The organism is Bacillus sp. 204(2023), from assembly GCF_037027505.1.
GTDB lineage: Bacteria > Bacillota > Bacilli > Bacillales > Bacillaceae > Bacillus > Bacillus subtilis.
In genome coordinates, this window is sequence record NZ_JAXCHE010000001.1 from 301,594 (window position 1) to 324,874 (window position 23,281).

At 41.4% G+C, this 23,281-nt stretch carries 27 protein-coding genes and 1 pseudogene; 14 read left to right on the top strand and 14 right to left on the bottom strand.

Features of this window, described 5'->3' with window-relative positions:
- Positions 1 to 120: 120 nt before the first annotated feature.
- Positions 121 to 948, bottom strand: a complete 828-nt coding sequence (locus WA279_RS01520) for a TrmB family transcriptional regulator (RefSeq protein ID WP_336154012.1) — start codon at positions 946 to 948, stop codon at positions 121 to 123.
- A 153-nt stretch (positions 949 to 1,101) separates the two neighbouring features.
- On the opposite strand from WA279_RS01520, the gene WA279_RS01525 reads away from it, so the two are divergent.
- Entirely contained in the window at positions 1,102 to 1,734 is a 633-nt protein-coding gene (locus tag WA279_RS01525) for a LysE family transporter (protein WP_014477480.1), read from the top strand.
- 95 nt (positions 1,735 to 1,829) lie between these two features.
- Here WA279_RS01525 and WA279_RS01530 read toward each other — a convergent pair whose 3' ends face one another.
- Positions 1,830 to 3,218, bottom strand: coding sequence for an amino acid permease (locus WA279_RS01530; RefSeq protein ID WP_015483487.1), 1,389 nt, complete (start codon positions 3,216 to 3,218; stop codon positions 1,830 to 1,832).
- Between the two features lie 38 nt (positions 3,219 to 3,256).
- Positions 3,257 to 3,397, bottom strand: a complete 141-nt coding sequence (locus tag WA279_RS01535) for a hypothetical protein (RefSeq protein WP_121517033.1) — start codon at positions 3,395 to 3,397, stop codon at positions 3,257 to 3,259.
- A 551-nt stretch (positions 3,398 to 3,948) separates the two neighbouring features.
- On the opposite strand from WA279_RS01535, the gene levR reads away from it, so the two are divergent.
- The 7 genes from levR to sacC all read left to right on the top strand — a co-directional run bounded on the left by levR (position 3,949) and on the right by sacC (position 11,736).
- Positions 3,949 to 6,756, top strand: a complete 2,808-nt coding sequence (gene levR / locus WA279_RS01540; protein ID WP_047182943.1) for a transcriptional regulator LevR — start codon at positions 3,949 to 3,951, stop codon at positions 6,754 to 6,756.
- Between the two features lie 189 nt (positions 6,757 to 6,945).
- Entirely contained in the window at positions 6,946 to 7,386 is a 441-nt protein-coding gene (gene levD / locus WA279_RS01545; protein ID WP_003246144.1) for a PTS fructose transporter subunit IIA, read from the top strand.
- Positions 7,386 to 7,874, top strand: a complete 489-nt coding sequence (levE, locus tag WA279_RS01550) for a PTS fructose transporter subunit IIB (RefSeq protein WP_004399158.1) — start codon at positions 7,386 to 7,388, stop codon at positions 7,872 to 7,874. Before levD ends, levE begins: the two co-directional genes overlap by 1 nt.
- A 16-nt stretch (positions 7,875 to 7,890) precedes the next feature.
- Positions 7,891 to 8,697, top strand: a complete 807-nt coding sequence (gene levF, locus WA279_RS01555; RefSeq protein WP_014477476.1) for a PTS fructose transporter subunit IIC — start codon at positions 7,891 to 7,893, stop codon at positions 8,695 to 8,697.
- 21 nt (positions 8,698 to 8,718) lie between these two features.
- Positions 8,719 to 9,546: a PTS fructose transporter subunit IID gene (levG, locus tag WA279_RS01560; RefSeq protein ID WP_047182942.1), complete on the top strand. Its 828-nt coding sequence runs from the start codon at positions 8,719 to 8,721 to the stop codon at positions 9,544 to 9,546.
- A 116-nt stretch (positions 9,547 to 9,662) separates the two neighbouring features.
- Positions 9,663 to 9,794 carry a hypothetical protein gene (locus tag WA279_RS01565; protein WP_223497671.1) on the top strand — a complete coding sequence of 44 codons (132 nt, stop codon included), beginning with the start codon at positions 9,663 to 9,665 and terminating at the stop codon, positions 9,792 to 9,794.
- Positions 9,733 to 11,736 carry a levanase gene (sacC, locus tag WA279_RS01570; protein WP_250540426.1) on the top strand — a complete coding sequence of 668 codons (2,004 nt, stop codon included), beginning with the start codon at positions 9,733 to 9,735 and terminating at the stop codon, positions 11,734 to 11,736. Before WA279_RS01565 ends, sacC begins: the two co-directional genes overlap by 62 nt.
- A 41-nt stretch (positions 11,737 to 11,777) precedes the next feature.
- Here the strand turns inward: sacC and yraA are convergent, their stop codons facing one another.
- The 3 genes from yraA to WA279_RS01585 all read right to left on the bottom strand — a co-directional run bounded on the left by yraA (position 11,778) and on the right by WA279_RS01585 (position 13,792).
- A complete protein-coding gene (gene yraA, locus WA279_RS01575) occupies positions 11,778 to 12,287 on the bottom strand; it encodes a cysteine protease YraA (RefSeq protein WP_003229836.1) in 510 nt (169 codons plus the stop codon).
- Positions 12,288 to 12,419: 132 nt separating this feature from the next.
- Positions 12,420 to 13,469 carry a formaldehyde dehydrogenase AdhA gene (adhA, locus tag WA279_RS01580; protein WP_047182940.1) on the bottom strand — a complete coding sequence of 350 codons (1,050 nt, stop codon included), beginning with the start codon at positions 13,467 to 13,469 and terminating at the stop codon, positions 12,420 to 12,422.
- Positions 13,470 to 13,597: 128 nt separating this feature from the next.
- Complete coding sequence (locus WA279_RS01585; RefSeq protein WP_047182939.1) at positions 13,598 to 13,792, bottom strand: carboxymuconolactone decarboxylase family protein; 195 nt, start codon at positions 13,790 to 13,792, stop codon at positions 13,598 to 13,600.
- Positions 13,793 to 13,974: 182 nt separating this feature from the next.
- Here WA279_RS01585 and adhR point away from each other — a divergent pair, with 182 nt between their 5' ends.
- Entirely contained in the window at positions 13,975 to 14,397 is a 423-nt protein-coding gene (adhR, locus tag WA279_RS01590) for an aldehyde stress transcriptional regulator AdhR (RefSeq protein WP_004398725.1), read from the top strand.
- A gap of 261 nt (positions 14,398 to 14,658) precedes the next feature.
- Here adhR and WA279_RS01595 read toward each other — a convergent pair whose 3' ends face one another.
- From WA279_RS01595 to WA279_RS01615, 5 genes are read right to left on the bottom strand one after another with little or no spacing between them, the layout of a single operon-like run.
- A complete protein-coding gene (locus WA279_RS01595) occupies positions 14,659 to 14,958 on the bottom strand; it encodes a spore coat protein (RefSeq protein WP_043856871.1) in 300 nt (99 codons plus the stop codon).
- A 15-nt stretch (positions 14,959 to 14,973) separates the two neighbouring features.
- Positions 14,974 to 15,171, bottom strand: a complete 198-nt coding sequence (locus WA279_RS01600) for a hypothetical protein (protein ID WP_070547576.1) — start codon at positions 15,169 to 15,171, stop codon at positions 14,974 to 14,976.
- 18 nt (positions 15,172 to 15,189) lie between these two features.
- Complete coding sequence (locus WA279_RS01605; protein ID WP_014477471.1) at positions 15,190 to 16,326, bottom strand: zinc-dependent alcohol dehydrogenase; 1,137 nt, start codon at positions 16,324 to 16,326, stop codon at positions 15,190 to 15,192.
- 18 nt (positions 16,327 to 16,344) lie between these two features.
- Positions 16,345 to 16,713: a spore coat protein gene (locus tag WA279_RS01610; RefSeq protein ID WP_009967868.1), complete on the bottom strand. Its 369-nt coding sequence runs from the start codon at positions 16,711 to 16,713 to the stop codon at positions 16,345 to 16,347.
- A 17-nt stretch (positions 16,714 to 16,730) separates the two neighbouring features.
- A complete protein-coding gene (locus WA279_RS01615) occupies positions 16,731 to 16,976 on the bottom strand; it encodes a hypothetical protein (protein ID WP_014477469.1) in 246 nt (81 codons plus the stop codon).
- Between the two features lie 273 nt (positions 16,977 to 17,249).
- On the opposite strand from WA279_RS01615, the gene WA279_RS01620 reads away from it, so the two are divergent.
- The 4 genes from WA279_RS01620 to WA279_RS01635 all read left to right on the top strand — a co-directional run bounded on the left by WA279_RS01620 (position 17,250) and on the right by WA279_RS01635 (position 18,922).
- Positions 17,250 to 17,636, top strand: a complete 387-nt coding sequence (locus tag WA279_RS01620; protein WP_336154021.1) for a VOC family protein — start codon at positions 17,250 to 17,252, stop codon at positions 17,634 to 17,636.
- A 144-nt stretch (positions 17,637 to 17,780) separates the two neighbouring features.
- Positions 17,781 to 17,867 (top strand): hypothetical protein, encoded by an 87-nt coding sequence (locus WA279_RS01625; protein ID WP_336154402.1) that lies wholly within the window; start codon positions 17,781 to 17,783, stop codon positions 17,865 to 17,867.
- Between the two features lie 286 nt (positions 17,868 to 18,153).
- Positions 18,154 to 18,513 carry an SH3 domain-containing protein gene (locus tag WA279_RS01630; RefSeq protein ID WP_119899611.1) on the top strand — a complete coding sequence of 120 codons (360 nt, stop codon included), beginning with the start codon at positions 18,154 to 18,156 and terminating at the stop codon, positions 18,511 to 18,513.
- A gap of 52 nt (positions 18,514 to 18,565) precedes the next feature.
- Positions 18,566 to 18,922, top strand: coding sequence for an SH3 domain-containing protein (locus tag WA279_RS01635; protein WP_004398671.1), 357 nt, complete (start codon positions 18,566 to 18,568; stop codon positions 18,920 to 18,922).
- A 407-nt stretch (positions 18,923 to 19,329) separates the two neighbouring features.
- Here the strand turns inward: WA279_RS01635 and WA279_RS01640 are convergent.
- Positions 19,330 to 20,146, bottom strand: a pseudogene (locus tag WA279_RS01640) (alpha/beta hydrolase).
- A gap of 136 nt (positions 20,147 to 20,282) precedes the next feature.
- Positions 20,283 to 20,546: a CD3324 family protein gene (locus tag WA279_RS01645; protein WP_336154023.1), complete on the bottom strand. Its 264-nt coding sequence runs from the start codon at positions 20,544 to 20,546 to the stop codon at positions 20,283 to 20,285.
- 435 nt (positions 20,547 to 20,981) lie between these two features.
- Between WA279_RS01645 and csn the strand changes: the two genes are divergently transcribed.
- Complete coding sequence (csn, locus tag WA279_RS01650) at positions 20,982 to 21,797, top strand: chitosanase (RefSeq protein ID WP_336154024.1); 816 nt, start codon at positions 20,982 to 20,984, stop codon at positions 21,795 to 21,797.
- A 281-nt stretch (positions 21,798 to 22,078) separates the two neighbouring features.
- Here csn and WA279_RS01655 read toward each other — a convergent pair whose 3' ends face one another.
- Complete coding sequence (locus tag WA279_RS01655) at positions 22,079 to 23,182, bottom strand: 2-methylaconitate cis-trans isomerase PrpF family protein (protein WP_327829563.1); 1,104 nt, start codon at positions 23,180 to 23,182, stop codon at positions 22,079 to 22,081.
- Between the last annotated feature and the right edge of the window lie 99 nt (positions 23,183 to 23,281).

Genomic DNA, 23,281 nt, shown 5'->3' on the forward strand with positions numbered 1-23,281 from the left:
GATAGACGCGGCAGGCTGAAAAATAGTTTGCGCAGAATCACATTTTTTAAAAAGAGAGTTATGCATAAAAAAACAAGGCTTGTTTTGTACAAGCCTTGTTTTGGTTAAGCGATGCGAATATTATTCCAAATAATGTTTTTTGAAATCTGAGTGAATAGAAAATTTACGGCGCAACTGGATGAGATTTTTCCCGAAGCTCTCTTCTAAAAGCTCTCTATGCTTTTTCAGAATTTCCATGAGGTACAGATCATGAATGATCACTTCAGTAATAGGCATGACTAAACCTACATGCATCGTCCATGCAGCACGGCTGTCGTTGCCAAGTGAGACAATGCCTGCTACGACTTCTGAATCATCTCCGCTATAGACAAGCCACCGGCCGTCATACTCTTCTGTAATTTCACTGCTCATATCATGAAGATAAACATTGGCAAAATCAGATACGATGTCTCCGTACGCAATAATGGTGACAATAACGCCTTGTTCTGCCGCATGTTTGAGCTCTGCTTCTATCTCCTCAAAATCCTCTTTCCATATTTCTAAGAGGATTCTTTTTTTGGCAGATAAAATACAAGCCTTCACCTTTTCAAGAATTTCACTGCGGCCGGTGATATTCCAGATGTTTTCCCGGTCATTAGCAGTCTGCTCGAACTTTTCAAAATATTTCTCAGCCTGATCAAAATGCTCTTCCGCTTTGAGCCGGCGGTTTTTAATCAGTTCTTTTGCGGGGACAGGAACATACTGAGGCGTATTTCCATGACTGACAAAAACATCTCCCCTGATCACAAGGCTTTCCAGGACTTCATAAATTTTAGAACGGGGCACTCCGGATTTTTTGGCAACGGCATAGCCTGTTAAAGGTGATTCTTGCAATAATGCCAAATACGCTTTCGATTCATATTCTGTAAAATTGAGGTTTTTTAAAATGTCTAACATATTTTCTTTCATATATCCTCCAATATAAAGAGCAATCGCTGCCTTTGTAATCGCTATTTTAACAAACCATATTGATTTATTCCAAACTGATTGATACACTTTTATAAGTAGTTACTTTTGTAGTCACTAAATTATTGAGGGGATTTTTTAAAGGGGGAGAGAACAGTGCACAGCTTACTCGCATACATACCAATCGCTGCCATGATGGTTATCATGCCGGGGGCAGATACGATGCTTGTGATGAAAAATACGCTTAGGTATGGTCCGAAAGCCGGCCGTTATAACATTCTCGGATTGGCAACAGGACTTTCCTTTTGGACGGTGATTGCCATTTTAGGGTTATCAGTGGTGATCGCAAAGTCAGTGATTCTTTTCACAACGATCAAATATTTGGGAGCGGCATACTTAATTTATTTAGGTGTAAAAAGTTTTTTTGCTAAAAGTATGTTTTCGTTAGATGACATGCAATCCCAAGCAAAAAATATGGCAAGTTCTCCGAAACGGTATTATAAAACTTCCTTTATGCAGGGTTCACTCAGTAACATTCTCAATCCTAAAACTGTTTTGGTGTATGTTACAATCATGCCCCAATTTATCAATTTGAACGGAAATATAAACCAGCAGCTCATCATTTTAGCTTCAATCCTAACCTTATTAGCGGTGTTGTGGTTTCTGTTTCTTGTTTATATTATTGATTACGCGAAAAAATGGATGAAAAACTCGAAGTTCCAGAAAGTGTTTCAAAAAATTACCGGAATAATATTAGTAGGTTTCGGCATCAAAACTGGTTTGAGTTAACACTTAAATGAAGTGAATGAAATTTGAAACCAAAGTTTAATTTAGTGTTTGGCCCTATAAAAAAGACAAGGGAGTGAGTATCCCTTGTCTTTTTTTTATTTCATCTTATGTCCTCTGCGGGTTTGCACCTTATACAAAATAATCAATAAAACAAACCAGACCGGGGTTACAAACAAAGCAATACGTGTATCATTCGCCAGTGCCAATATGACAAGAATGAACGCGAGAAATGCAAGTGTTAAATAGTTGGATAATGGGTAAAAAGGCATTTTAAATTTGTTTGCTTTCGCTTCATGCTGCCTTGTTTTTCGATATTTCAAATGGCAAATCACCGTGATGCCCCAAATAAAAATGAAGCATATTGTAGAAACACTTGTAATCAGTGTGAAGACTTGCTCGGGCATTAAATAATTCAGACTAACGCCAATCAGAATGGCGACGGATGAAAAGAACAGCGCATTGCTTGGCACGTTAGAAGAAGTTAATTTCTTTAATAGTCCAGGTGCGTGATGATCCTTTGCAAGTGAATAGACCATTCGGCTTGTGCTGAATAAAGCGCTATTTGCAGCTGACGCGGCTGATGTTAATACAACAAAATTGATCAAACTGGCAGCCACAACGATGCCTACTGCAGAGAAGACCTGAACAAATGGGCTTTCGTTTGGATTCAACACATTCCAAGGATAGATACACATAATCACGAAAAGTGCGCCAACATAAAAAAGTAAAATCCGGACAGGGATTTGATTGATGGCTTTAGGGATCACTTTTTGGGGATTTTCTGTTTCACCTGCTGTCAGCCCAACAAGTTCAATACCCACGAAAGCGAAGACGACCATTTGGAACGATAGGATAAACCCATGCCATCCATTTGGGAACATGCCGCCGTGGCTCCAAAGGTTGGTGAGGCTGGCAGGGCCGGAAGCTGCGGAAAAACCTTTCGCAATCAGGAAAATACCAGTTACGATCAGAGCCAGTATGGCAATGACTTTGATCAATGCAAACCAAAATTCTAATTCTCCGAAAAGTTTAACGGTGGCAAGGTTCATGATCAGCAGGATAATAAGCGCAAGAAGACCCGGCAGCCATTGAGGCACATCGGGAAGCCAATATTGCGTATAAATGCCAACCGCCGTTAAATCAGCCATCGCGAGGGAAATCCAACAGAACCAGTAGGTCCACCCAGTGATAAACGCTGCCATGTTTCCTAAATAGTCCCTTACAAAATCAACAAAAGAGTGGTATCCCGCATTTGATAAGAGCAGTTCTCCGAGCGAACGCATAATGAAAAAGCAAAATACGCCGGTGATCAAGTAAGCAAATAAAATGGATGGTCCTGCAAAATGGATGGATTTACCTGAACCTAAAAATAAACCTGTACCGATTGCACCCCCAATCGCCATTAATTGTATATGCCTGTTTTTAAGGCCTCTAGACAATTTCTGTTGCTGGCCAAAATTGTCTTTGCTAGAATTGCCTATCAATTTTATTTTCCTCCAGTAATAAAAAGATGAGTAAAGTTTTATCGGATATTATAACATTTAAAAGAATAGATACTTTTATTTTTAAATTTTAAAACTATTTTAAGTGCTGTTACATGTCTTCTGGCTCTATTTTTCACTCGTGATTCTACCTGAATAGCAGAGTAAAACAGGAAAGTCATTTGGACAATCTGACAGACTAGATCGGTAACGATTTGTATAATTGCATACCCACTATGATTGAGGCCTGCAGGGGGGATCAAATCGAGAGAATCGAAGATAAAGTTTTTAAGCTTACAGATTCCTTAACCTTCAAGGTGGATTGCAAAAATGACGAAGTTTTGCAAATTGTAATACTGCGGCGGTCACATAGAGTGTCCGTCTTTTTAGTTGTGAACGAACTTAAGGGGTTATATTTAGGTAATTTGTCCTGATCTATAAGATTCATTTTTTGGCATTGATGATTTTGACATCATTACATTCCCCAAGAATGATAAACTGTTTACTGATTATTACTTTTGAAGGGGACTGGCCCTCAAGAACTGCGAATCTATCATACTAATATGAGATGCAAATGATTCAAAATGTAAACATATACGCATAAAAGCCAGCTTTGTCAATCTGCTATAGAGACCTTTTTAAACGTGTATCAGCAGATAATCTCAACGCGGACTATAAAGTTTCGAAATATTCTTGTTAATGGCTTATCTAATAAGGACAAAGGATGATAGACGTGAGAAGAAAAGATAAAATATACCATCAGCTCATGCATAATTTTCATGATTCAACCTTAGATCATCTTTTAAAAATACAAGGGAATTCAGCAAAGGAAATTGCCGAGCAGCTGAAAATGGAGCGGTCCAATGTCAGCTTTGAATTGAACAATCTCGTCCGGTCCAAAAAGGTCATCAAAATTAAAACGTTTCCTGTAAGATACATCCCAGTCGAGATAGCAGAAAAATTATTCAACAAGAAATGGGATACAGAGATGATGGAAGTGAAAGACCTTCAGGCGTTTTCCGGAAATTCAAAGCAAAATCATCAACACATTTCCACGAATCCCTTAGAGCTTATGATAGGGGCAAAAGGGAGTTTGAAGAAAGCGATCTCCCAGGCAAAAGCAGCTGTCTTTTATCCGCCGAACGGTCTGCATATGCTCCTCCTAGGGCCGACTGGTTCCGGTAAATCCCTTTTTGCGAACCGAATTTACCAGTTTGCCATTTACTCTGACATATTGAAGGCCGGCGCACCATTTATTACATTTAACTGTGCAGACTACTACAACAACCCTCAATTATTGCTTTCTCAATTATTCGGACACAAAAAAGGTTCATTTACAGGTGCTGCCGAGGATAAGGCAGGTTTAGTCGAACAAGCCAATGGGGGCATTCTTTTTATGGATGAAATCCACCGTCTCCCTCCCGAGGGACAAGAAATGCTGTTTTATTTTATTGACAGCGGTTCTTATAACAGGCTTGGAGAATCTGAACATAAACGAACATCGAATGTATTGTTTATTTGTGCGACTACAGAAAATCCGAGTTCTGCACTATTGAAAACATTTTTGCGAAGAATCCCAATGACCATTCATATTCCTTCGCTTGAAGAACGATCGCTTAAAGAAAGAGTAGATTTGACGACGTTTTTATTAGGGAAAGAAGCAGAGCGAATTAAGAAGAATCTGAGTGTGCATATCGATGTCTATAATGCGCTTATTCATTCTGCGAAATTTGGGAATGTCGGACAGCTGAAATCAAATGTCCAGTTAGTTTGCGCACACGGATTTTTGCATAACCTTGACAGAAATGAGGTTATTGAACTGACTGTTCGCGATCTGCCTGATGAAATCAAGCAAGAATGGATGTCCAGCAGCAAAAACATGCAAAGAAGCAAAGCCATTTCTGAATATGTCAATATTACAACGATTATCTCTCCGATTGTAGAAGATGAAACAACAAAAATTGACGAAGACCTCTCATTTAACTTATATCATTTGATTGAGGAAAAAGTGAAAACGCTTATGAAAGAAGGTTTATCCAAAAAGGATATTAACCAATACATCTTGACTGATGTCCATTTGCATGTCAGAAGTTTTTTTCACCATCAAGCTTTTCAAAAAGACAACCTGCTGACATTCGTTGAAGATGATGTGATTCAAATGACAAAACAGTTAAAAGAAATAGCTGAACATGAGCTGGATTGCACATTTGACCGTAAGTTTATTTATTTCTTGAGTATGCATATTGACGCATTTTTAAAGCGAGGAAAGCAAATTGATGTTTTGAATACACAGGAGACGGATGAAATTCGTGATACTCATGTGAAAGAATATCGGGTGGCGATGATTTTTAAAGATAAAATTCAGGAATATTTTAAAGTGGCTATTCCTGAAATAGAAGTCATCTACTTAACGATGTTAATCCATTCCATCAAATCGTTAAAGGAGAACAAAAGAGTCGGTATCATCGTGGCTGCTCATGGAAACAGCACGGCGAGTTCAATGGTTGAAGTCGCGACAGAACTGCTAGGGAGCACGCCGATTGCAGCAGTTGACATGCCGCTTTCTGTTTCACCTTCGGACATTATTGAATGCGTAGCGGAAAAAATGAAACAGGTTGATGAAGGTGAAGGTGTTTTAATGCTGGTAGATATGGGGTCGCTTGCAATGATGGAAAGCAGGCTGGAGGAAAAGACAGGCATTTCCATCAAAACGATCAGCAATGTTACGACTTCAATGGTGCTGGATGCTGTCAGAAAGGTAAACTATTTGAATTTAAATTTGCATGCGATCTATCAATCGGTCACGAAGGATTTTATCGAGTTGTGGGAGCGTCAGCCAGCGGCACCCGGCAAAAAGAAGGCATTGGTATCCATCTGCACGACGGGCAGCGGAACGGCCAAAAAGCTGGAAGACATTCTAACCACGATCGTAAACAAGGCCTCCGATACCCCGATTCACATATTGACCGTATCATCGATTAAGCTGGCCAACAGCATAAAAGAAATCGAAAAAGAGTATGAAATCCTTGCGACAGTCGGAACGAAAGACCCTAAAATCAATGCTCCGCATGTATCTTTAGAAGTGTTAATTGAAGGGGAGGGAGAGAAGCTGATTCAACAGGCGATTACAAAAGGAAGCATCCCCTTGAGCAATGGATTGAACGAAGCAAATATTATTGTCAGGGAGCTTTGCGAGGATAGTCTGAAAAAATACCTTGTCTTCTTGAATCCTCATCATGTGATCGAAATGTTATTGGAGTGGCTGCAAACCGTTCAAGATGAGCTGGGAGTCATTTTCAATAATGCGGTTTTGATCAAAGTCATTATGCACACGGCTTTCGCCTTTGAAAGGGTAATTAAGCAGAATCCGATCGCTTTCTCGGAGGAAGAAGAGATCAATGATCAGCTGAAGGAAATGGTGTACGTGACAGGGCGAACATTAGCCCCTTATGAAGAAAAGCTCGGACTTCGCATAAGTGATGATGAAAAATTATTTATAGCCGCCATATTTGCTGAAGAAGTGCATGGCCAGCTGTTTTAAAAATAGTTTTTTTATATGAACCTGTATTAAATGGAACACCATTTTAATACAGGTTTATTTTTTTCGTTTTAAGTGTTTCAACAACAAATTGCTATTGGCTGAAATAACAATGAAAACGCTTAACACAACTGTGTTGGCACGATCCTTGCATTATATATGGATGTACAAAACAGGAAAGGAGCAATAGATATGATTTCAGTTATTATCAGCGGTCATGGAGATTTCCCCATAGCATTAAAAGAATCTTCAGGGATGATATTCGGTGAAGAAAATAACCTGATTGCAGTGCCGTTTTTTAAAGGGGAAGGAATACAAACGTTGCAAGAAAAATATCATCAGGCGCTCAAGGATATCCCGGAAGAACATGAAGTGCTTTTTTTAGTCGATATTTTTGGAGGGACGCCATATAACGCGGCAGCTTCCTTTATTGCTGAGGATCAAAGAATGGATATGGCAGCCGGCGTAAACCTGCCGATTCTGCTGGAGGTATTAAGCCTGAGAGAACATCTGGCTCTCAAAGATTTGCTGAACAACTTAAAAGCAATGAGTCAGCAAAGCTTTCAAGTGTGCAGTGAACATTTAGAAAAAGTAAAAACAGCCAATCAAGATACAAGAGAGGATGAATTATGATGAACATTGTGTTAGCAAGAATTGATGACCGCTTTATTCACGGCCAAATCCTGACAAGGTGGATAAAAGTCCATGCAGCCGACCGAATCATCGTTGTCTCCGACGATATTGCTCAGGACGAAATGAGAAAAACGCTGATCCTTTCTGTTGCGCCTTCAAATGTAAAGGCGAGTGCCGTCTCGGTTTCTAAAATGGCAAAAGCATTTCATAGTCCGCGCTACGAAGGGGTAACGGCAATGCTCTTGTTTGAAAATCCGTCCGATATTGTATCTCTTATAGAAGCAGGTGTACCGATCAAAACCGTAAACGTGGGGGGAATGCGTTTTGAAAATCATCGCAGGCAAATCACAAAATCAGTCAGTGTCACAGAACAAGATATAAAGGCATTTGAAACATTAAGTGACAAGGGCGTGAAACTGGAATTGAGGCAGCTGCCTTCAGATGCCAGTGAGGATTTTGTACAGATTTTACGGAACGTAACAAAATAATCAAGGGGATGAGAATATGTCTTCATTACAAATTATTTTGTTGTTAATCATTGCAGCAATCACCGGAATCGCAAGTGTATTGGATGAAGGGCAGACACACCGTCCGCTTGTGGCCTGTACGTTGGTTGGCTTGGTGCTCGGGGACTTAAAAACGGGAATTATTCTTGGAGGCACACTGGAGCTGATGGCGCTCGGCTGGATGAACGTCGGGCTTGCCATGGCACCTGATACAGCGATCGCCTCTGTCATCTCAACCATTTTAGTTATTACCGCTGATCAGGGAATTGGCGAAGGGATTGCTGTCGCTGTTGCTTTAGCAGCTGCGGGTCAGGCGCTGACGATTTTTGTTCGGACGATCACTGTCTTTTTCATCCACCGCGCTGATCAATATGCAAAAGCGGGAAATATAAAAGGAATTGAAATTATGCATATTACCGCGATGGTGTTTCAAGCTTTGCGCGTCATGATTCCTACATTGATTGTTGCTTTAATTAGTGTCAGCGCTGTTCAGGCGTTCTTGGGAAATATTCCTGATGTCATTACAAAAGGACTGCAAATAGGCGGAGGCATTATTGTGGTTGTCGGGTATGCCATGGTGATCAATATGATGAATATTCCTTATTTAAAGCCATTTTTCTATATTGGTTTCTTATTAGCGGCGTTTACCGATTTTAACTTAGTGGGATTTGGAGCCCTTGGTCTCTGTCTGGCGCTTTTATACCAGCAGGTGATGCAAAAACAAAGCGCTCATGGAGCAGTCGCGGCCGCATCAGACAGTGGCAGTGTTGCTGTTTATGATGACGATGATGATCTTGATGCCTAAACGATGAGGGGGGAAGAAAAAATGGAGAAAGAAAAACGATTAACGAAAAAAGAAATTTTCAGCATGTTTATTCGTTCAAATTTTTTACTCGGTTCCTTTAACTTCGAACGTGTGCAGGCAATGGGATATTGTTATGTCATGATACCGGCGATCAAAAAATTGTACGGTCCCGGAGCGAAAAGAAACGAAGCCTTGCAGCGGCATTTGGAATGGTTTAATACACATCCGTGGCTGACAGCGCCTATATTTGGCGTGACGGCAGCCATGGAAGAAGAAATGGCGAACAATAAAGGAATTGACGAAAAAGCGATAAGCGGAATGAAAATTGGTTTGATGGGACCAATAGCGGGCGTAGGCGACCCGATTTTCTGGGGAACGATTCGTCCTGTCTTAGCTGCGCTAGGAGCCTCCCTTGCTTTAGGAGGAAACATTGCCGGTCCTTTGCTATTCTTTTTCTTGCTGAATGCCATAAGATTAAGCACAAAATATTACGGATTAAAGTATGGCTATGTGAAAGGAATGGAGATTCTTCAGGATTTAGCGGGGAATCGCATTCAAAAGCTTACAGAGGGCGCTTCGATTCTCGGATTATTTGTTATGGGGGCTCTCGTGTCCAAATGGACCACCATCAACATTCCAATCGTTGTATCCAGGATTAAGGATGAAAGCGGAAAAGTAGATGTTCAAACTGTACAAAACGTGTTAGACAGCATTATGCCGGGTGCGCTGCCTCTCGGATTAACGTTATTGGTGGCATGGATGCTTCGCAAAGGGGTGAATCCTCTTCTCATTATTTGCGGCATCTTTGTCATCGGGATTCTCGGGTATTGGGCTGGATTCTTAGCATAAGCTGTGTGAAGGAAAAAGAGAGAAACTGCAGCAGTCTTTTCATATATAAATCATTCGGATAACAGCGAAACAGAGGAGAATTGCCAGAAACGGACCAGCTTGCTTAGCAGTCTCTCTTGAAAGTGTTCAAACATGAAGAGAGGAGCGAAGGAACAAATGAAAAAGAGACTTATTCAAGTCATGATCATGTTCACCCTGCTGTTGACTATGGCATTTTCGGCAGATGCAGCCGATTCAAGCTACTATGATGAGGATTACCGTCCTCAATACCACTTCACACCAGAGGCAAACTGGATGAATGACCCAAACGGAATGGTATATTATGCCGGGGAATATCACTTGTTCTATCAATACCATCCATACGGGCTTCAGTGGGGGCCCATGCATTGGGGGCATGCCGTCAGCAAAGATTTGGTTACATGGGAACACCTTCCTGTTGCGCTGTATCCGGATGAAAAAGGCACGATCTTTTCTGGAAGCGCAGTTGTAGATAAAAATAACACTAGCGGTTTTCAAACAGGCAAAGAGAGGCCGCTTGTGGCCATTTATACACAGGATCGGGAAGGCCATCAAGTGCAAAGTATTGCCTATAGCAACGACAAAGGAAGAACATGGACGAAATACGCTGGCAACCCTGTCATTCCAAACCCGGGTAAAAAAGATTTTCGCGATCCAAAAGTCTTTTGGTATGAGAAAGAAAAAAAGTGGGTAATGGTGCTTGCGGCCGGTGACCGAATCCTCATTTATACATCAAAAAATCTGAAGCAGTGGACGTATGCAAGTGAATTTGGACAGGGTCAAGGAAGCCACGGGGGAGTATGGGAATGCCCGGATTTATTTGAGCTTCCGGTAGACGGCAATCCGAATCAAAAGAAATGGGTCATGCAGGTCAGTGTCGGAAACGGAGCGGTCTCGGGAGGATCAGGCATGCAATATTTTGTAGGGGACTTTGATGGAACTCATTTTAAAAATGAAAACCCGTCAAACAAAGTTCTCTGGACGGATTACGGCAGAGACTTTTATGCCGCTGTATCCTGGTCCGATATTCCAGCCACAGATAGTCGGAGACTATGGTTAGGGTGGATGAGCAATTGGCAATATGCGAATGATGTTCCGACATCCCCATGGAGAAGTGCAACGTCCATTCCAAGAGAGTTAAAATTGAAAGCGTTTACCGAAGGGGTTAGAGTGGTCCAAACACCAGTGAAAGAGCTGGAAACGATTCGCGGGACCTCTAAGAAGTGGAAGAATCTGACCATATCGCCTGCAAGTCATAATGTGTTAGCAGGGCAATCTGGAGATGCCTATGAAATAAATGCAGAATTTAAAGTAAGCCCTGGTTCAGCTGCTGAATTTGGTTTTAAGGTCCGAACAGGTGAAAATCAATTTACGAAGGTCGGCTATGACCGAAGGAACGCCAAATTGTTCGTTGACCGGAGCGAGTCGGGCAACGACACCTTTAATCCGGCCTTTAACACCGGAAAAGAAACAGCCCCATTGAAGCCGGTAAATGGGAAGGTTAAGATGCGCATTTTTGTTGACCGCTCCTCGGTTGAAGTATTTGGGAATGACGGAAAGCAGGTCATAACGGATATTATTCTCCCAGACCGATCAAGCAAAGGGCTTGAATTATATGCTGCAAAGGGCGGTGTAAAGGTAAAATCTTTAACCATACACCCTTTAAAAAAGGTATGGGGAACGTCACCTTTTATGTCCAATATGACTGGCTGGACGACTGTAAATGGCACGTGGGCCGACACAATTGAGGGGAAACAAGGGAGGTCGGACGGAGATTCCTTTATCTTGTCTTCAGCATCCGGGTCAGACTTCACTTATGAATCTGATATCACCATTAAGGATGGAAACGGAAGAGGGGCAGGAGCACTAATGTTTCGCTCTGACAAAGATGCCAAAAACGGTTATCTTGCCAATGTGGACGCGAAGCATGACCTGGTGAAATTCTTTAAATTTGAGAACGGTGTTGCTTCTGTCATTGCTGAATACAAAACACCGATAGACGTTAATAAAAAGTATCATCTGAAAACAGAGGCCGAGGGCGATCGCTTTAAAATCTATTTAGATGATCGTCTTGTGATTGATGCAAATGATTCCGCATTTTCAGAAGGCCAATTTGGCTTGAATGTGTGGGACGCGACTGCTGTCTTTCAGAATGTAAAGAAGGAGTCTTAATTTTAAAAAAGGCACAGACCCGAACAGTCTGTGCCTTCTCGTTATTTTAACAAATTTAAAGATTCGCGGTTAAATGCTTCCAAATCATCAGGTGTTCTGCTTGTGACAATGTTGTGGCTGACGACTACTTCTGCATCTTTGTAGTTTGCACCGGCATTGATTAAATCTTTGCGGATGCTGCGGTAGCCTGTGATATCTTTGCCTTTTAGAAGATCCGTATCAATCAGTACTTGCGGGCCGTGGCAAATTGCGAAAACAGGTTTTTTGTTTTCGACAAATGCTTTTGCGAATTCACCCGGACGGTCATCTGCACGAAGCAAATCCGGAGAGAATCCCCCAGGAATTAAAAGTGCATCAAAGTCACTTGCATCCACATCAGAGATGGCTTTGTCAATCTTTACTTTCTCGCCATGCTTACCGGTCACTTCTTTGCCGGCTTCCAAATCGATAGCTACAACACTGTAGCCAGCTTCTTCGTATGCTTTTACCGGACTTGTATATTCGATGTCTTCGAATTGGTCTGTAACAAGAACTGCAATTTTTTTGCTCATAAAAAACCCTCCTAATAACTCTCTATTCATAGAATAACAGGAAGATTGACCGGCCTTCAAAATATTTGCTTAACGAGATCGTTTTTCGTGAGTTTCAATAAAAGCGGGTCAGCCCATATAAGGACTTACCTATTACAATGTGGAAATATCAATCACAAATCGATAACGGACATCGCTTCGGAGGATACGTTCGTATGCTTCGTCCACTTGGTCAGCTCGGATGACTTCGATTTTAGGTTCGATGTCATGCTCAGCTGCGAAATCCAGCATCTCTTGAGTTTCTTGAATTCCGCCGACTAGAGAACCTGCAATGCTGCGGCGCCCCATGATTAGGGAAAACACACTGTATGTGTCCGGCTTGGCAGGAGCTCCAACGTTTACAAGTGTCCCGTCTATACGAAGCATTGATAAATAGGCATCCACATCAAGATTCGCCGATACCGTATTTAAGATCACGTCAAAACGCCCGGCCAATGCAGTGAATGTAGCTGGGTCACTTGTTGCAAAGTAATGATTTGCACCGAGTTCCAGAGCTTCTTCTTTCTTATTCATGGAACGGCTCAGGACGGTTACCTCTGCACCCATCGCATGTGCAAATTGAATCGCCAAATGTCCAAGGCCACCCACGCCTACAATCGCAACCTTTTTACCAGGGCCAACATTCCAGTGTTTCAGCGGGGAATACGTTGTGATACCTGCACACAACAGCGGACTGGCAACATCCATTTCCAAACGGTCTGGTATGCGAACAACAAATCTGTCAGTGACAACGATTTTTTGGCTGTACCCGCCATAAGTGGGGTTTCCGTCGTAGTCTACTGAGTTATACGTTTGAACAACACCCTTCGTGCAGAATTGTTCCTCTCCGTTGAGACAGTATTCGCATTCTCCGCAAGAGTCAACAAAACAGCCGACACCAACGCGGTCTCCGACAGCAAACTTGGTGACTTCTGCTCCAACGGCTGTTACGACACCGGCTATTTCATGTCCTGGCACCATTGGGAAGATGCCACCGCCCCATTCATCAAAAGCACTATGAATGTCTGAATGGCAAATACCGCTGAATTTAATATCGATTAAGACATCGTGCGGCCGTAATTCTCTTCGCTCAATCGTCGTTTGTTCAAATTTGGCTTTTGCATGTGACACGCTTAATACACGGGTTTGATGTTGAGTACACATATGAACCTTTCCTTTCTTCATCATAAGTGTTGTAAAAAAACATGCACTTATTTATGTTTTATGGTGTCTTCAACATAACGATAAACCTTAAAGTCTGCTTTAAGGCAAGGGTTTTTTTAAAATAGCATTTAAAATGAACCTGATTTATAAGGTGAGCTACAGTCAGCAATTAACGCAGAAACTGTAATCATGCTGCGATCCCGGGGTGAAAGTTCTTCCTCTCTTGCCCAAATGTCACCGAATAGAACATCATCATGAAGTTCAGCAAACTTTGGCGCAAATTCTCCTAATTGTTCTCTTCCGGCAGTTTGTTTATTTGCCATTCAGCAATCCCTCCATCTAAACTGTTTTTATTGCATGGAGAAGTATAGAGCTTAAAGTGTGCTTTAAGACAAGTCCCGAATATATAAACCCAGATTCAGCAGCTAACCACTTGTTTTGAGCTTGACTTAAAGTTAACTTTAAGTGTTACCTTCACAACATGCAGGATAGAGAGGTGAAGATCATGAATATTGCTCAGGTGGCAAAGCAGTTTGGCCTGACAGCCGCAACACTCAGATATTACGAACGTGTAGGATTAATCCCGCCTGTAAAACGAAAAGACAGCGGCATTCGCGACTATGATGAAGAAGATATCAAATGGATTGAATTCATTAAATGCATGCGAAATGCGGGACTATCGATAGAAGCGCTAATTGAATATACAACATTATTTACCGAAGGTGACCGTACGGTAGAAGCTCGAAAAAATATCCTGGCTGACGAACGACAGCGGCTGATAGAGAAGCGGAAAGAAATTGATGAAACAATTAAGAGATTAGACACAAAAATTAAAGATTATGATGGGAAATTGCGCGAAAATGAGGCAAAGCTCAAAAGCAGGCCTAAAACGGAAAGTCTTCACGGATCAGTGGAGCAAAGAAGGTAGCATTCTTTGCGTGTGAAGAGGGCAGGTTAAAACCAAGGATTTTGATTCTGGCCTGTTTTCTCCATCAAGAGATCGCATAAAAAGAGGTGGTTACGATTCCTTATTTGGATTGGAGAATTTGCAAACATTATCGGAGAACAGATGGAGAAAAGCGGTTAATCTATTTACGGTCATAGGACCCGAACAAACAGTGCTCATTTTGAAGCTGAGGAACAGTTGTGCACAATCAATACTGTTCCTCAGCAAATCACTCATTGTATGTTAAAGGGTTGGCAATTGAATGGCTGTATCAATATTTTTTAAATTCAGCTTGACTTGTTCGTCTGTGTTCCAAGGATGGTACCAGCCTTTTTCCATCATATAGCTCGAGAGTTGTTCGTGCATATCGAGTGCTTCTTCCAAATGGCGGATAAGGACTTCTTTTACTTCAGGCGTTCCGGCTTCAGTGGCTGCCATCGCATAATTTCTGACTCCGTTTTTTGCTGAAATTAATAAGTCCATAGCAATGATTTGGTCTGTTAGAACATTCATGCCGGTCAGATATTCTATGATAGGATTCATGATTTATTCATCTCCTCATTCGTGCTTTGCATTAGATAAAATAGAGGCAAATTCCTGCAGCTGGCGTGTGGTGATGTCAACATCTTGCTGCATGATTTCTTTCAGCTTCGGATCAGATACCAGTGCTTTCATTGTTTTAGATTTCGTCAAACAAAGTGTCTTAAATGAAGTCATTTCCTGAACCTCAAGCATTTCGTGTAAGGCGTATTCCATTTCTGTAACCTCCGTTTTTTAAGGCTTTAACACAACTTTGATACAATCATCCATTTTGGAATCAAAAATGTCATAGCCATGCTTGGCTTCACTAAGCGGCAGGACATGGCTGACAACATCTCCCGGGTCAATTTTGCCCGTTGATACTAGTTCAAACATGTACGGCATATAGTGGATCACAGGAGCCTGTCCAGAGCGTATATTGATGTTTCGCTGCATGATATCTCCTAACGGAAAACCGTTATATCTGCCTCCGTACACACCTGTAATTTGTATGGTTCCTCCTTTGCGAACAGCTTGAGAGGCAATGACCAATGCACTCATTGTTCCGCCATGAAGCTTTAATCCGCTGGCAAGGAACTCGAGATCGCTCATTTTACCATCCATCCCAACAGCGTCAATGACTACATCCGCTCCGCCTTTCGTGATTTCCTTTAAATAATTCCCTGTATTCTCATGGTCTTCAAAATTAACGATTTCTACTTTGTTTGTACGTTTCGCATGCTGTAAGCGATAGTTTACATAGTCAACTGCTATGACGCGTTTTGCGCCTTTTAGCCAACAAAACTTTTGAGCAAACAGGCCGACTGGTCCGCAGCCGAGAACGATAACTGTATCGCCTTTTTTTACGCCGGCATTATCCACACTCCAAAAGCCGGTGGTCATGGCATCGGCAATCACGCTTAATTTCTCATCGGGTTCCTCACAAGATTCAGGGATTTTAAAATGGGTAAAATTCGCAAACGGCACTCTTAAATATTCCGCTTGCCCGCCTGGATAACCGCCAGTTTGCCCTGAATAGCCGAAATAAGCACCCATTTCCCCATTGTCATTAGACTGATCACATTGGCTTTCCAGTTGGTTTTTACAAAAAAAACATTCACCGCAGGCGATCGTAAAAGGGATAATGACGCGGTCACCTTTTTTGACCTTTGTAACCCCTGGCCCAACTTCTTCAACAATTCCCATCGGTTCATGGCCGATGACATAGTCTTCATGGAGATTAGGAATCAATCCATGGATTAAGTGTAAATCTGATCCGCAAATGGCTGTACTGGTGACTTTGATAATCATGTCATCGGATTTTTCAATCTTTGGATCGGGGACATCTTTGACAACAACATTTTTAATGCCTTGATACGTTACTGCCTTCATGCTGTAAAACCTCCAGTGTTAGTGTTCATCAGGTGTCCGGTCAAACATCCCTTTGCGATTTGTTTCATCAGGAAAGAGGTTCATATTGCCGACCATGATCGTGTTTTTTGCAGAGAGCTGATCCAGCTTATACTGTTCGCTCAGCTCATATGGATGGAACCACTTTTTGCTGATCATCAGTTCCGTAATCTCTTGGTGCATCGCAATTCCTTGCATCAGCTGTTTCCGAAGCAGTGCTCTTACATCTGGTGAAGCGGTTTCTGTCAAAGCTACAGCAGTATTCCTTACGCCTTCCTTAGCTCGTATAAGAAAATCCATCGCGAATGTAGTGTCTGCTAGTTCAGGCACATTCAGCGAATTAATGGGGTCTAAATGATCATTATTCAAAGAGGCTTACCTTCCTTTCAATTGATGATTGGCGTTGGGCGGCTTTGAGGGACAGGGGCCTGAAATGAGGCACGCTCATACACCGCCTGTAATTCAGTAAGGTCTTGAATGGATTGCTGCACATCTTTTTGCATCAAGTCCTTCAGTTCTTGGTCAAACACAAGCCCTTGCATTAACTTTGATTTCGCTATACAAAGTGTTTTAAAGTTCACGATTTCATGTAAGTCAACAGCCTCGTGAGCTGCCAATGTTTGATGATCCATATTGATGTAACCTCCTTTTATCAACGTTACATTTCCCGAAATGACGTTGAAGCATACAGAAAGTACACTCGGTATCATTTTTTGTTTTAAGAATCGCTGTTTTTGCTCGTTAGCGTACATTTCTTATGACATGGAATAAGCTGCACTTAAATCTGAAATAAGGTGAAGTATGGAAATTTATTTATGTAAACTTGACATAGTGCTGTCAGGTTTCTTTTTGTATCATTAAATTGGATGACCAGTAAAAGTATGGTTTTATAGGAGGCACTCGATATGAAGCTGTTACAAATTAGACTTTTGGTGAATGATTTTAAGAAAAGCGTCGAGTTTTATAAAGATTCATTAGGACTTCCAATAAGTTGGTTAGAGAATGAAATGGAATATGCACTCTTTAATAATGGTGAAACGAAAATAGAGCTTTTATCTCGAGAAACGATGGCTGAAATCGTTGGAGAGGAAAAAAAGTCCTTGGAAGGAGAAGCTCAATCAAAATTTTTGCTTCAGTTTAAGGTAGAAGATGTTGATAAAACGTATGACGATTTACACGAAAAAGGAGTTAAATGTGAGAATAAACCGCATGATCGCAAGGAATGGAGTGCCCGAGTTGCTCACTTCAGAGATCCAGATCATAATCTGATTGAAATATATAAAATGTTATGATTTTTCGACTCGCAAAATCATAGAATATAACGTTTGATAACGTACCTCATCATTTTTATACGCCCTGGTAAAAGAAAGCAAAGTCATAATAGGTTGCGGACACTGAACTTGCAGCATTTACGCTGATTTGTTTGGTGTCCGTTTTTGATTGGTGAAAAAGGTGGAGTATACATGAAGCGAGGAGAAGCGTGGATACAAGGAAGCAGTACACTGATTGAGTTAATTGGTTGACACGAAGCCGCTTGATCCATGTCCTTTTTCGGGATTGTCAATCGTGATTACCGACTGGACAAATGATTAAGAGCCAAATGTAACACACCATCAATATCAAGCCTGAATACCATTTATTTTGTATCCTTAATTGTCGAAAACATAGGAATAATTCCACTTTTGAAAGATCTAGTTTATGGTACATTGATAAATATATGGGAGGGGAGGGGGCATGGTATCTGAAAGTAAATCCTTAACTGGATGTAAGAAAGTCAAACGTACGGCATTTATAAGGGGAGGGTTTAAGGTGAATAAGTTAAAGAGGCTAAGTATGCTAACGGTGATGATTGCATCTTTGTTCATTTTTTCTAGCCATGCACTTGCGGCTCAGTATTATACGGTTTCAACAAGCAGCGGTGCTCCTGTCAATATGCGCAGCGGCCCAGGTACAAGTTGGGGGATTGTAACAACCATTCCGAGCGGAACCCGCATCCCGATCTATTGCTACAAAACCGGTACAACTGTAACTGGAAAGTATGGAACGAGTAATATTTGGAATTACACAGAGCGGACGCTTGCCAGCGGGGAGATCGTTCCTGGATTTGTCTCTGATACATATATGTATACAGGCTCAGACGGTCCGGTTGTTCCTAAATGCAGCTGGTAGCATATGTTCTATCGTTTCTTAAAATGAAGGAATTGAAGAAAGAGGGATGACATTGACTAAACTGAAAATGCTGAGTATGTTAACCGTTATGATTGCATCATTATTCATTTTTTCCAGTCAGGCACTTGCCGTTCAGTACTTTACTGTCTCAACAAGCAGCGGTGCGCCTGTCAATATGCGCAGCGGTCCTGGTACAAATTATCCTATTATGCTTTCCATTCCGAGCGGCTCCCGTGTTCCTTATTATTGTTACGCTTATGGAACGACTGTTACAGGGAAGTATGGAACGAGTAATATCTGGGACCAAATCCAGTGGAAAGATTCCCGGGGTGTCGTGAATATTGGATATGTTTCTGACACATATGTGTACACAGGTTCAGACGGCCCTGTCGGTTACAAATGCAATTAGCTAAATACTCCGTACAATAGAATCTCTTCTTAAGGGCCTATCTAGGACGAACCATACCAACAACAATAGTTGGTATGGTTTTTGTTGCGATGAAGTCTTCCATACCTGCATTTGTGGTGATTTTCAAAAGAGATTCATGATGTTAGACACTGGTTAATGTTGAGGACAAAATAACGAGCCGCTTTAGAGTTGTATCTAATGGTATAAAATACGGAATTAAGATAGGAAATAATCAATAGGAGAACGTAATGTACAAACCTATTTTTCGATGAAATCCCTAATATCACTTTGGTTAAACATCTCACATTGCGTTCTCGTTAGTGAAAAGTTCTTTTTACGCTTCGTGAAATCTTCTCCAATTCCATAGTTAGTTTTACCTGTCCTATTATGAAAATTTTAATCAATCCTTAACACGTATGTTTCTTTTCTTTTTCTAACATGTCGTGTAACCTCTCAGAAAATTTTTTATGATGCATTGTGTACCCTGTATGATTTCCGGGGAATTCAACCAATTCTGTTTTCAATTGTTCCGCCAGGGCGTTCGCGCAACGATAAGGAAAAAGCTCCCGAGAAGCACTTCCGCCAGCTGGGAGTATCTTCATCAGTGGAGATGTAAACACAGTTTTTAAAGCTTCGATATCTAATGTATAGTTGAGAATTCCTTGAATTTCATACTCAGTGAAATACGTTGAATTGCCGAGAAGCCGCTTTGTCAGCACAGCCTTTGATTGTTCGTCTGTCTCTAATCTTGACATTAACTTAATGACTTCACTTCGATGATTTTTCTTAAGGTCTTCCATGAATTGCTCGGCTTGTTTCAGCTCATTTCCATGCAGAAGCTGCAATAAGAATTGGTTCGTGTGGGATCATGACATGTACTTGTTCGGGATGGCGTATGCACAGATCAAGCCCGATAACAGCCCCGGAGCTGCTTCCAAATACGTATGCCGGCTTATTGGTGATTTTGGCTAGAAGACGGTGAGCATCGTCACTGTGTGTTTCCACACGGTAATCCTCAATCTGATTGGCGAGATTGCTGCGGGAATGGCCGCGGCGATCATAAGTAACAACCGTGTACCAGTTAGCCAGATGATTGGCAACATGATGGAACTTGTCGGCATCACCGCCTCCGCCGTGGACCAAAAGAATGATTGGACCTGAGCCACGCACCTGATAGTGGATGTTCGCGCCGGGTACTTGCAATGTTCCATTGTTTATCGTCATTTGTAGGACCTTCCTTTCTTCTCATCTCCCTTAACTTTACACAATTGGCCAATGGTATCATATGCAGGAAATAACTAAGAAACAAACTCGCCATATAAAAAGCACTGATTATATTTCATCAGTGCTTCCGTTTTGTTTATTTAGAGTAGACAATTTTTTTTATTGTTTCAATAGAGAGGTGATATTCATCAGATAATTGATGAATGGTTTTGCCGTTTTTAAATGCTTTTTTAATAGAAGCGTTTCTGTCATCGATCAGCTTTCTTGTTCCTGAACACGCACCCCATTTTTGATGAGAGGATGCAGGTTTAGGAATATATATTGTTTTTCCTTGAACATACTTTTGAATTTCCGATATCAGCTTTTCAGGTAAAATAGCGGTTGCTTTTACATATGCCATTTCTGCCATCTCCTTATTTTTTTATGACAAATAAGGTGCAAAGCCACTATATCAGAAAAGCTTACTTGGGCGATCTTTTAGAAAGTCTACCCCATGCAAAGTATCGCTTCCCAATAGTAGGCTTTGCATGGGACGTTGCGGAATCTGGCATTCTCATCTTGCTTGCCATTTACATCACCTCCCTAACGATTTTCGATGATCACTTCCATTATAAAATAGAGTAAAGCCTTATGGCATCTTGTTAATGAAAGTTGGCAGTATGAAAGGGACCTTCCAAGTGAGAGGGGCTAAGGCTGATTGGCAATCAAAAGAGTAAGATTCAAGCTATATTACTTTAGATTCAAAATATTGACAAATTGATGCATTTTCAACAATAGGGCAGTCTCTTCATGTATACTGAGTCTGTATTTACAATATTTAGAAAGGGGAAGTGCAATGAAAATCAGTATGCAAAAAGCAGCGATCTCATTACTTGTTTTCACCATGTTTTTTACCCTGATGATGAGCGAAACGGTTTTTGCGGCGGGACTGAATAAAGATCAAAAGCGCCGGGCGGAACAGCTGACAAGTATCTTTGAAAACGGCACAACGGAGATCCAATATGGATATGTAGAGCGATTGGATGACGGGCGAGGCTATACATGCGGACGGGCAGGCTTTACAACGGCTACCGGGGATGCATTGGAAGTAGTGGAAGTATACACAAAGGCAGTTCCGAATAACAAACTGAAAAAGTATCTGCCTGAATTGCGCCGTCTGGCCAAGGAAGAAAGCGATGATACAAGCAATCTCAAGGGATTCGCTTCTGCCTGGAAGTTGCTTGCAAATGATAAGGAATTTCGCGCCGCTCAAGACAAAGTAAATGACCATTTGTATTATCAGCCTGCTATGAAACGATCAGACAATGCCGGACTAAAAACAGCATTGGCTAGAGCTGTGATGTACGATACGGTTATTCAACATGGCGATGGTGATGACCCTGACTCTTTTTATGCCTTGATTAAACGTACGAACAAAAAAGCGGGCGGATCACCTAAAGACGGAATAGACGAGAAGAAGTGGTTAAATAAATTCTTGGACGTACGCTATGACGATCTGATGAATCCGGCCAATCATGACACCCGTGACGAATGGAGAGAATCAGTTGCCCGTGTGGACGTGCTTCGATCTATCGCCAAGGAGAACAACTACAATTTAAACGGACCGATTCATGTTCGTTCAAACGAGTACGGTAATTTCGTAATCAAATAAGCAGTAAGGAAAAGAAACCGCTGCGGATTGAACTCAATCTAAAAGATACCAATGATGTATGTTGGTATCTTTTTATTTGCAGTAAAAAGTATTCAATTCTCTATAATGATTAGGTCAGGCTTGAGGCAGATACCTTAAAGGACATTGGCGATTTCATGTAAAACAATAACAATATAGAGGCTTTTTTTAAAGCCATGCCGGATTACAATGGATCTGTGCAAGAAGGCGCCTTCAATCCATCTATTAACGATGGAAAGGGGGAGGCTTTTTGCACAGTCCATCTACATCATTTGATAGTCTCCATGCGTATAAACTGTTCCGTCCATAATACGTCGTGCGGTACGGACGATCTTTATACCAGTGGGCTCCACCATTGTTTCAATAATACCAGAAGAATGAGCTAGCCGAACCTTTGTAGAGTGGTTTTTTGCTATTCTTGCAGGGATTGCACCTTCCACTGAAAGGGCTCTTGTTGTACATATCGCTCCAGTGACAGCCAGTGCTTGATGTGGCTTTTGCATGGACATCATCCTGATGTGTAAGTCCATCTCAACGTTTGAATGCCAAGCACCTGTACTATCCTTATATTTCTCTGGTTTTGATACTATAGCCAGTTTGGGGACAGCCGGCGATAACTTTGTAGCTGAAAATCGACTGGCAAAGCCGCATTTCTCTGCCGCAATGGATCTTAATTCTTCAAATTGAGCCAACTGTAGATCAGTAAATTCTTCTGCAAGTTCCGTTCCATCCAGGCCGATACTGCTTGCTTCCACAAAAACTAATGGATTTGCATAGTCGATAATAGACACCTCTATTTGGCCTTGACTTGTATCTAAAAACTCCGAACTATTTCCAGTAGGCAATAAATGACCGGTAACTGAACCAGCGGCATCATGAAAGTTTAAATAGATTGGAGATCCAGATCCAGGTACTCCAGATATCGTAACATCTCCGTCATATTTGACCTGACCGTCTTCCACTTGCACTTCCGCAATGATCATTTTATTCGTATTGGTATTCAGGATCCTTACCGCAGTCATTGGTTCTGTCGCTTTTACAAGTCCTTCTTCGATAGCAAATGGCCCAACAGCAGCGGAGATATTTCCGCAGTTCCCCATAAAGTCCACTTTTTCTTCTGAAATGCTGACTTGACCGAAAGTATAGTGAACATCAATATCCGAGGTATGTGCTTTCTTGATTATCGCCACTTTGCTAGTAAGAGAATTGCCGCCACCCAAACCATCTATTTGTCTTTTATCAGGACTTCCCATGATATCAAGCAAAAAGGGCTCCCATTCGTTTTTATTGTTAGGCATGGCTGATTCATGAAAAAAAACGCCTTTGCTTGTTCCGCCTCTCATGATTGTTACATTCGTCTTGACCATCGTCATCATCCTCATCTGAAAGGTAGTATTTTTTATGTTTTTTAGTGTAGAAGGTAAAAAAATAAAAATAAAATATAAGTTTTCTTAATATTCAATAAA

Excerpts from the sequence above, each read along its gene's own strand:
- WA279_RS01520 (WP_336154012.1), bottom strand. The coding sequence starts at position 948 with ATGAAAGAAAATATGTTAGACATTTTAAAAAACCTCAATTTTACAGAA.
- WA279_RS01535 (WP_121517033.1), bottom strand. The coding sequence starts at position 3,397 with ATGACTTTCCTGTTTTACTCTGCTATTCAGGTAGAATCACGAGTGAAA.
- levD (WP_003246144.1), top strand. The coding sequence starts at position 6,946 with ATGATTTCAGTTATTATCAGCGGTCATGGAGATTTCCCCATAGCATTA.
- levE (WP_004399158.1), top strand. The coding sequence starts at position 7,386 with ATGAACATTGTGTTAGCAAGAATTGATGACCGCTTTATTCACGGCCAA.
- levF (WP_014477476.1), top strand. The coding sequence starts at position 7,891 with ATGTCTTCATTACAAATTATTTTGTTGTTAATCATTGCAGCAATCACC.
- levG (WP_047182942.1), top strand. The coding sequence starts at position 8,719 with ATGGAGAAAGAAAAACGATTAACGAAAAAAGAAATTTTCAGCATGTTT.
- sacC (WP_250540426.1), top strand. The coding sequence starts at position 9,733 with ATGTTCACCCTGCTGTTGACTATGGCATTTTCGGCAGATGCAGCCGAT.
- yraA (WP_003229836.1), bottom strand. The coding sequence starts at position 12,287 with ATGAGCAAAAAAATTGCAGTTCTTGTTACAGACCAATTCGAAGACATC.
- adhA (WP_047182940.1), bottom strand. The coding sequence starts at position 13,469 with ATGTGTACTCAACATCAAACCCGTGTATTAAGCGTGTCACATGCAAAA.
- WA279_RS01585 (WP_047182939.1), bottom strand. The coding sequence starts at position 13,792 with ATGGCAAATAAACAAACTGCCGGAAGAGAACAATTAGGAGAATTTGCG.
- adhR (WP_004398725.1), top strand. The coding sequence starts at position 13,975 with ATGAATATTGCTCAGGTGGCAAAGCAGTTTGGCCTGACAGCCGCAACA.
- WA279_RS01595 (WP_043856871.1), bottom strand. The coding sequence starts at position 14,958 with ATGAATCCTATCATAGAATATCTGACCGGCATGAATGTTCTAACAGAC.
- WA279_RS01600 (WP_070547576.1), bottom strand. The coding sequence starts at position 15,171 with ATGGAATACGCCTTACACGAAATGCTTGAGGTTCAGGAAATGACTTCA.
- WA279_RS01605 (WP_014477471.1), bottom strand. The coding sequence starts at position 16,326 with ATGAAGGCAGTAACGTATCAAGGCATTAAAAATGTTGTTGTCAAAGAT.
- WA279_RS01615 (WP_014477469.1), bottom strand. The coding sequence starts at position 16,976 with ATGGATCATCAAACATTGGCAGCTCACGAGGCTGTTGACTTACATGAA.
- WA279_RS01620 (WP_336154021.1), top strand. The coding sequence starts at position 17,250 with ATGAAGCTGTTACAAATTAGACTTTTGGTGAATGATTTTAAGAAAAGC.
- WA279_RS01645 (WP_336154023.1), bottom strand. The coding sequence starts at position 20,546 with ATGGCATATGTAAAAGCAACCGCTATTTTACCTGAAAAGCTGATATCG.
- csn (WP_336154024.1), top strand. The coding sequence starts at position 20,982 with ATGAAAATCAGTATGCAAAAAGCAGCGATCTCATTACTTGTTTTCACC.
- WA279_RS01655 (WP_327829563.1), bottom strand. The coding sequence starts at position 23,182 with ATGGTCAAGACGAATGTAACAATCATGAGAGGCGGAACAAGCAAAGGC.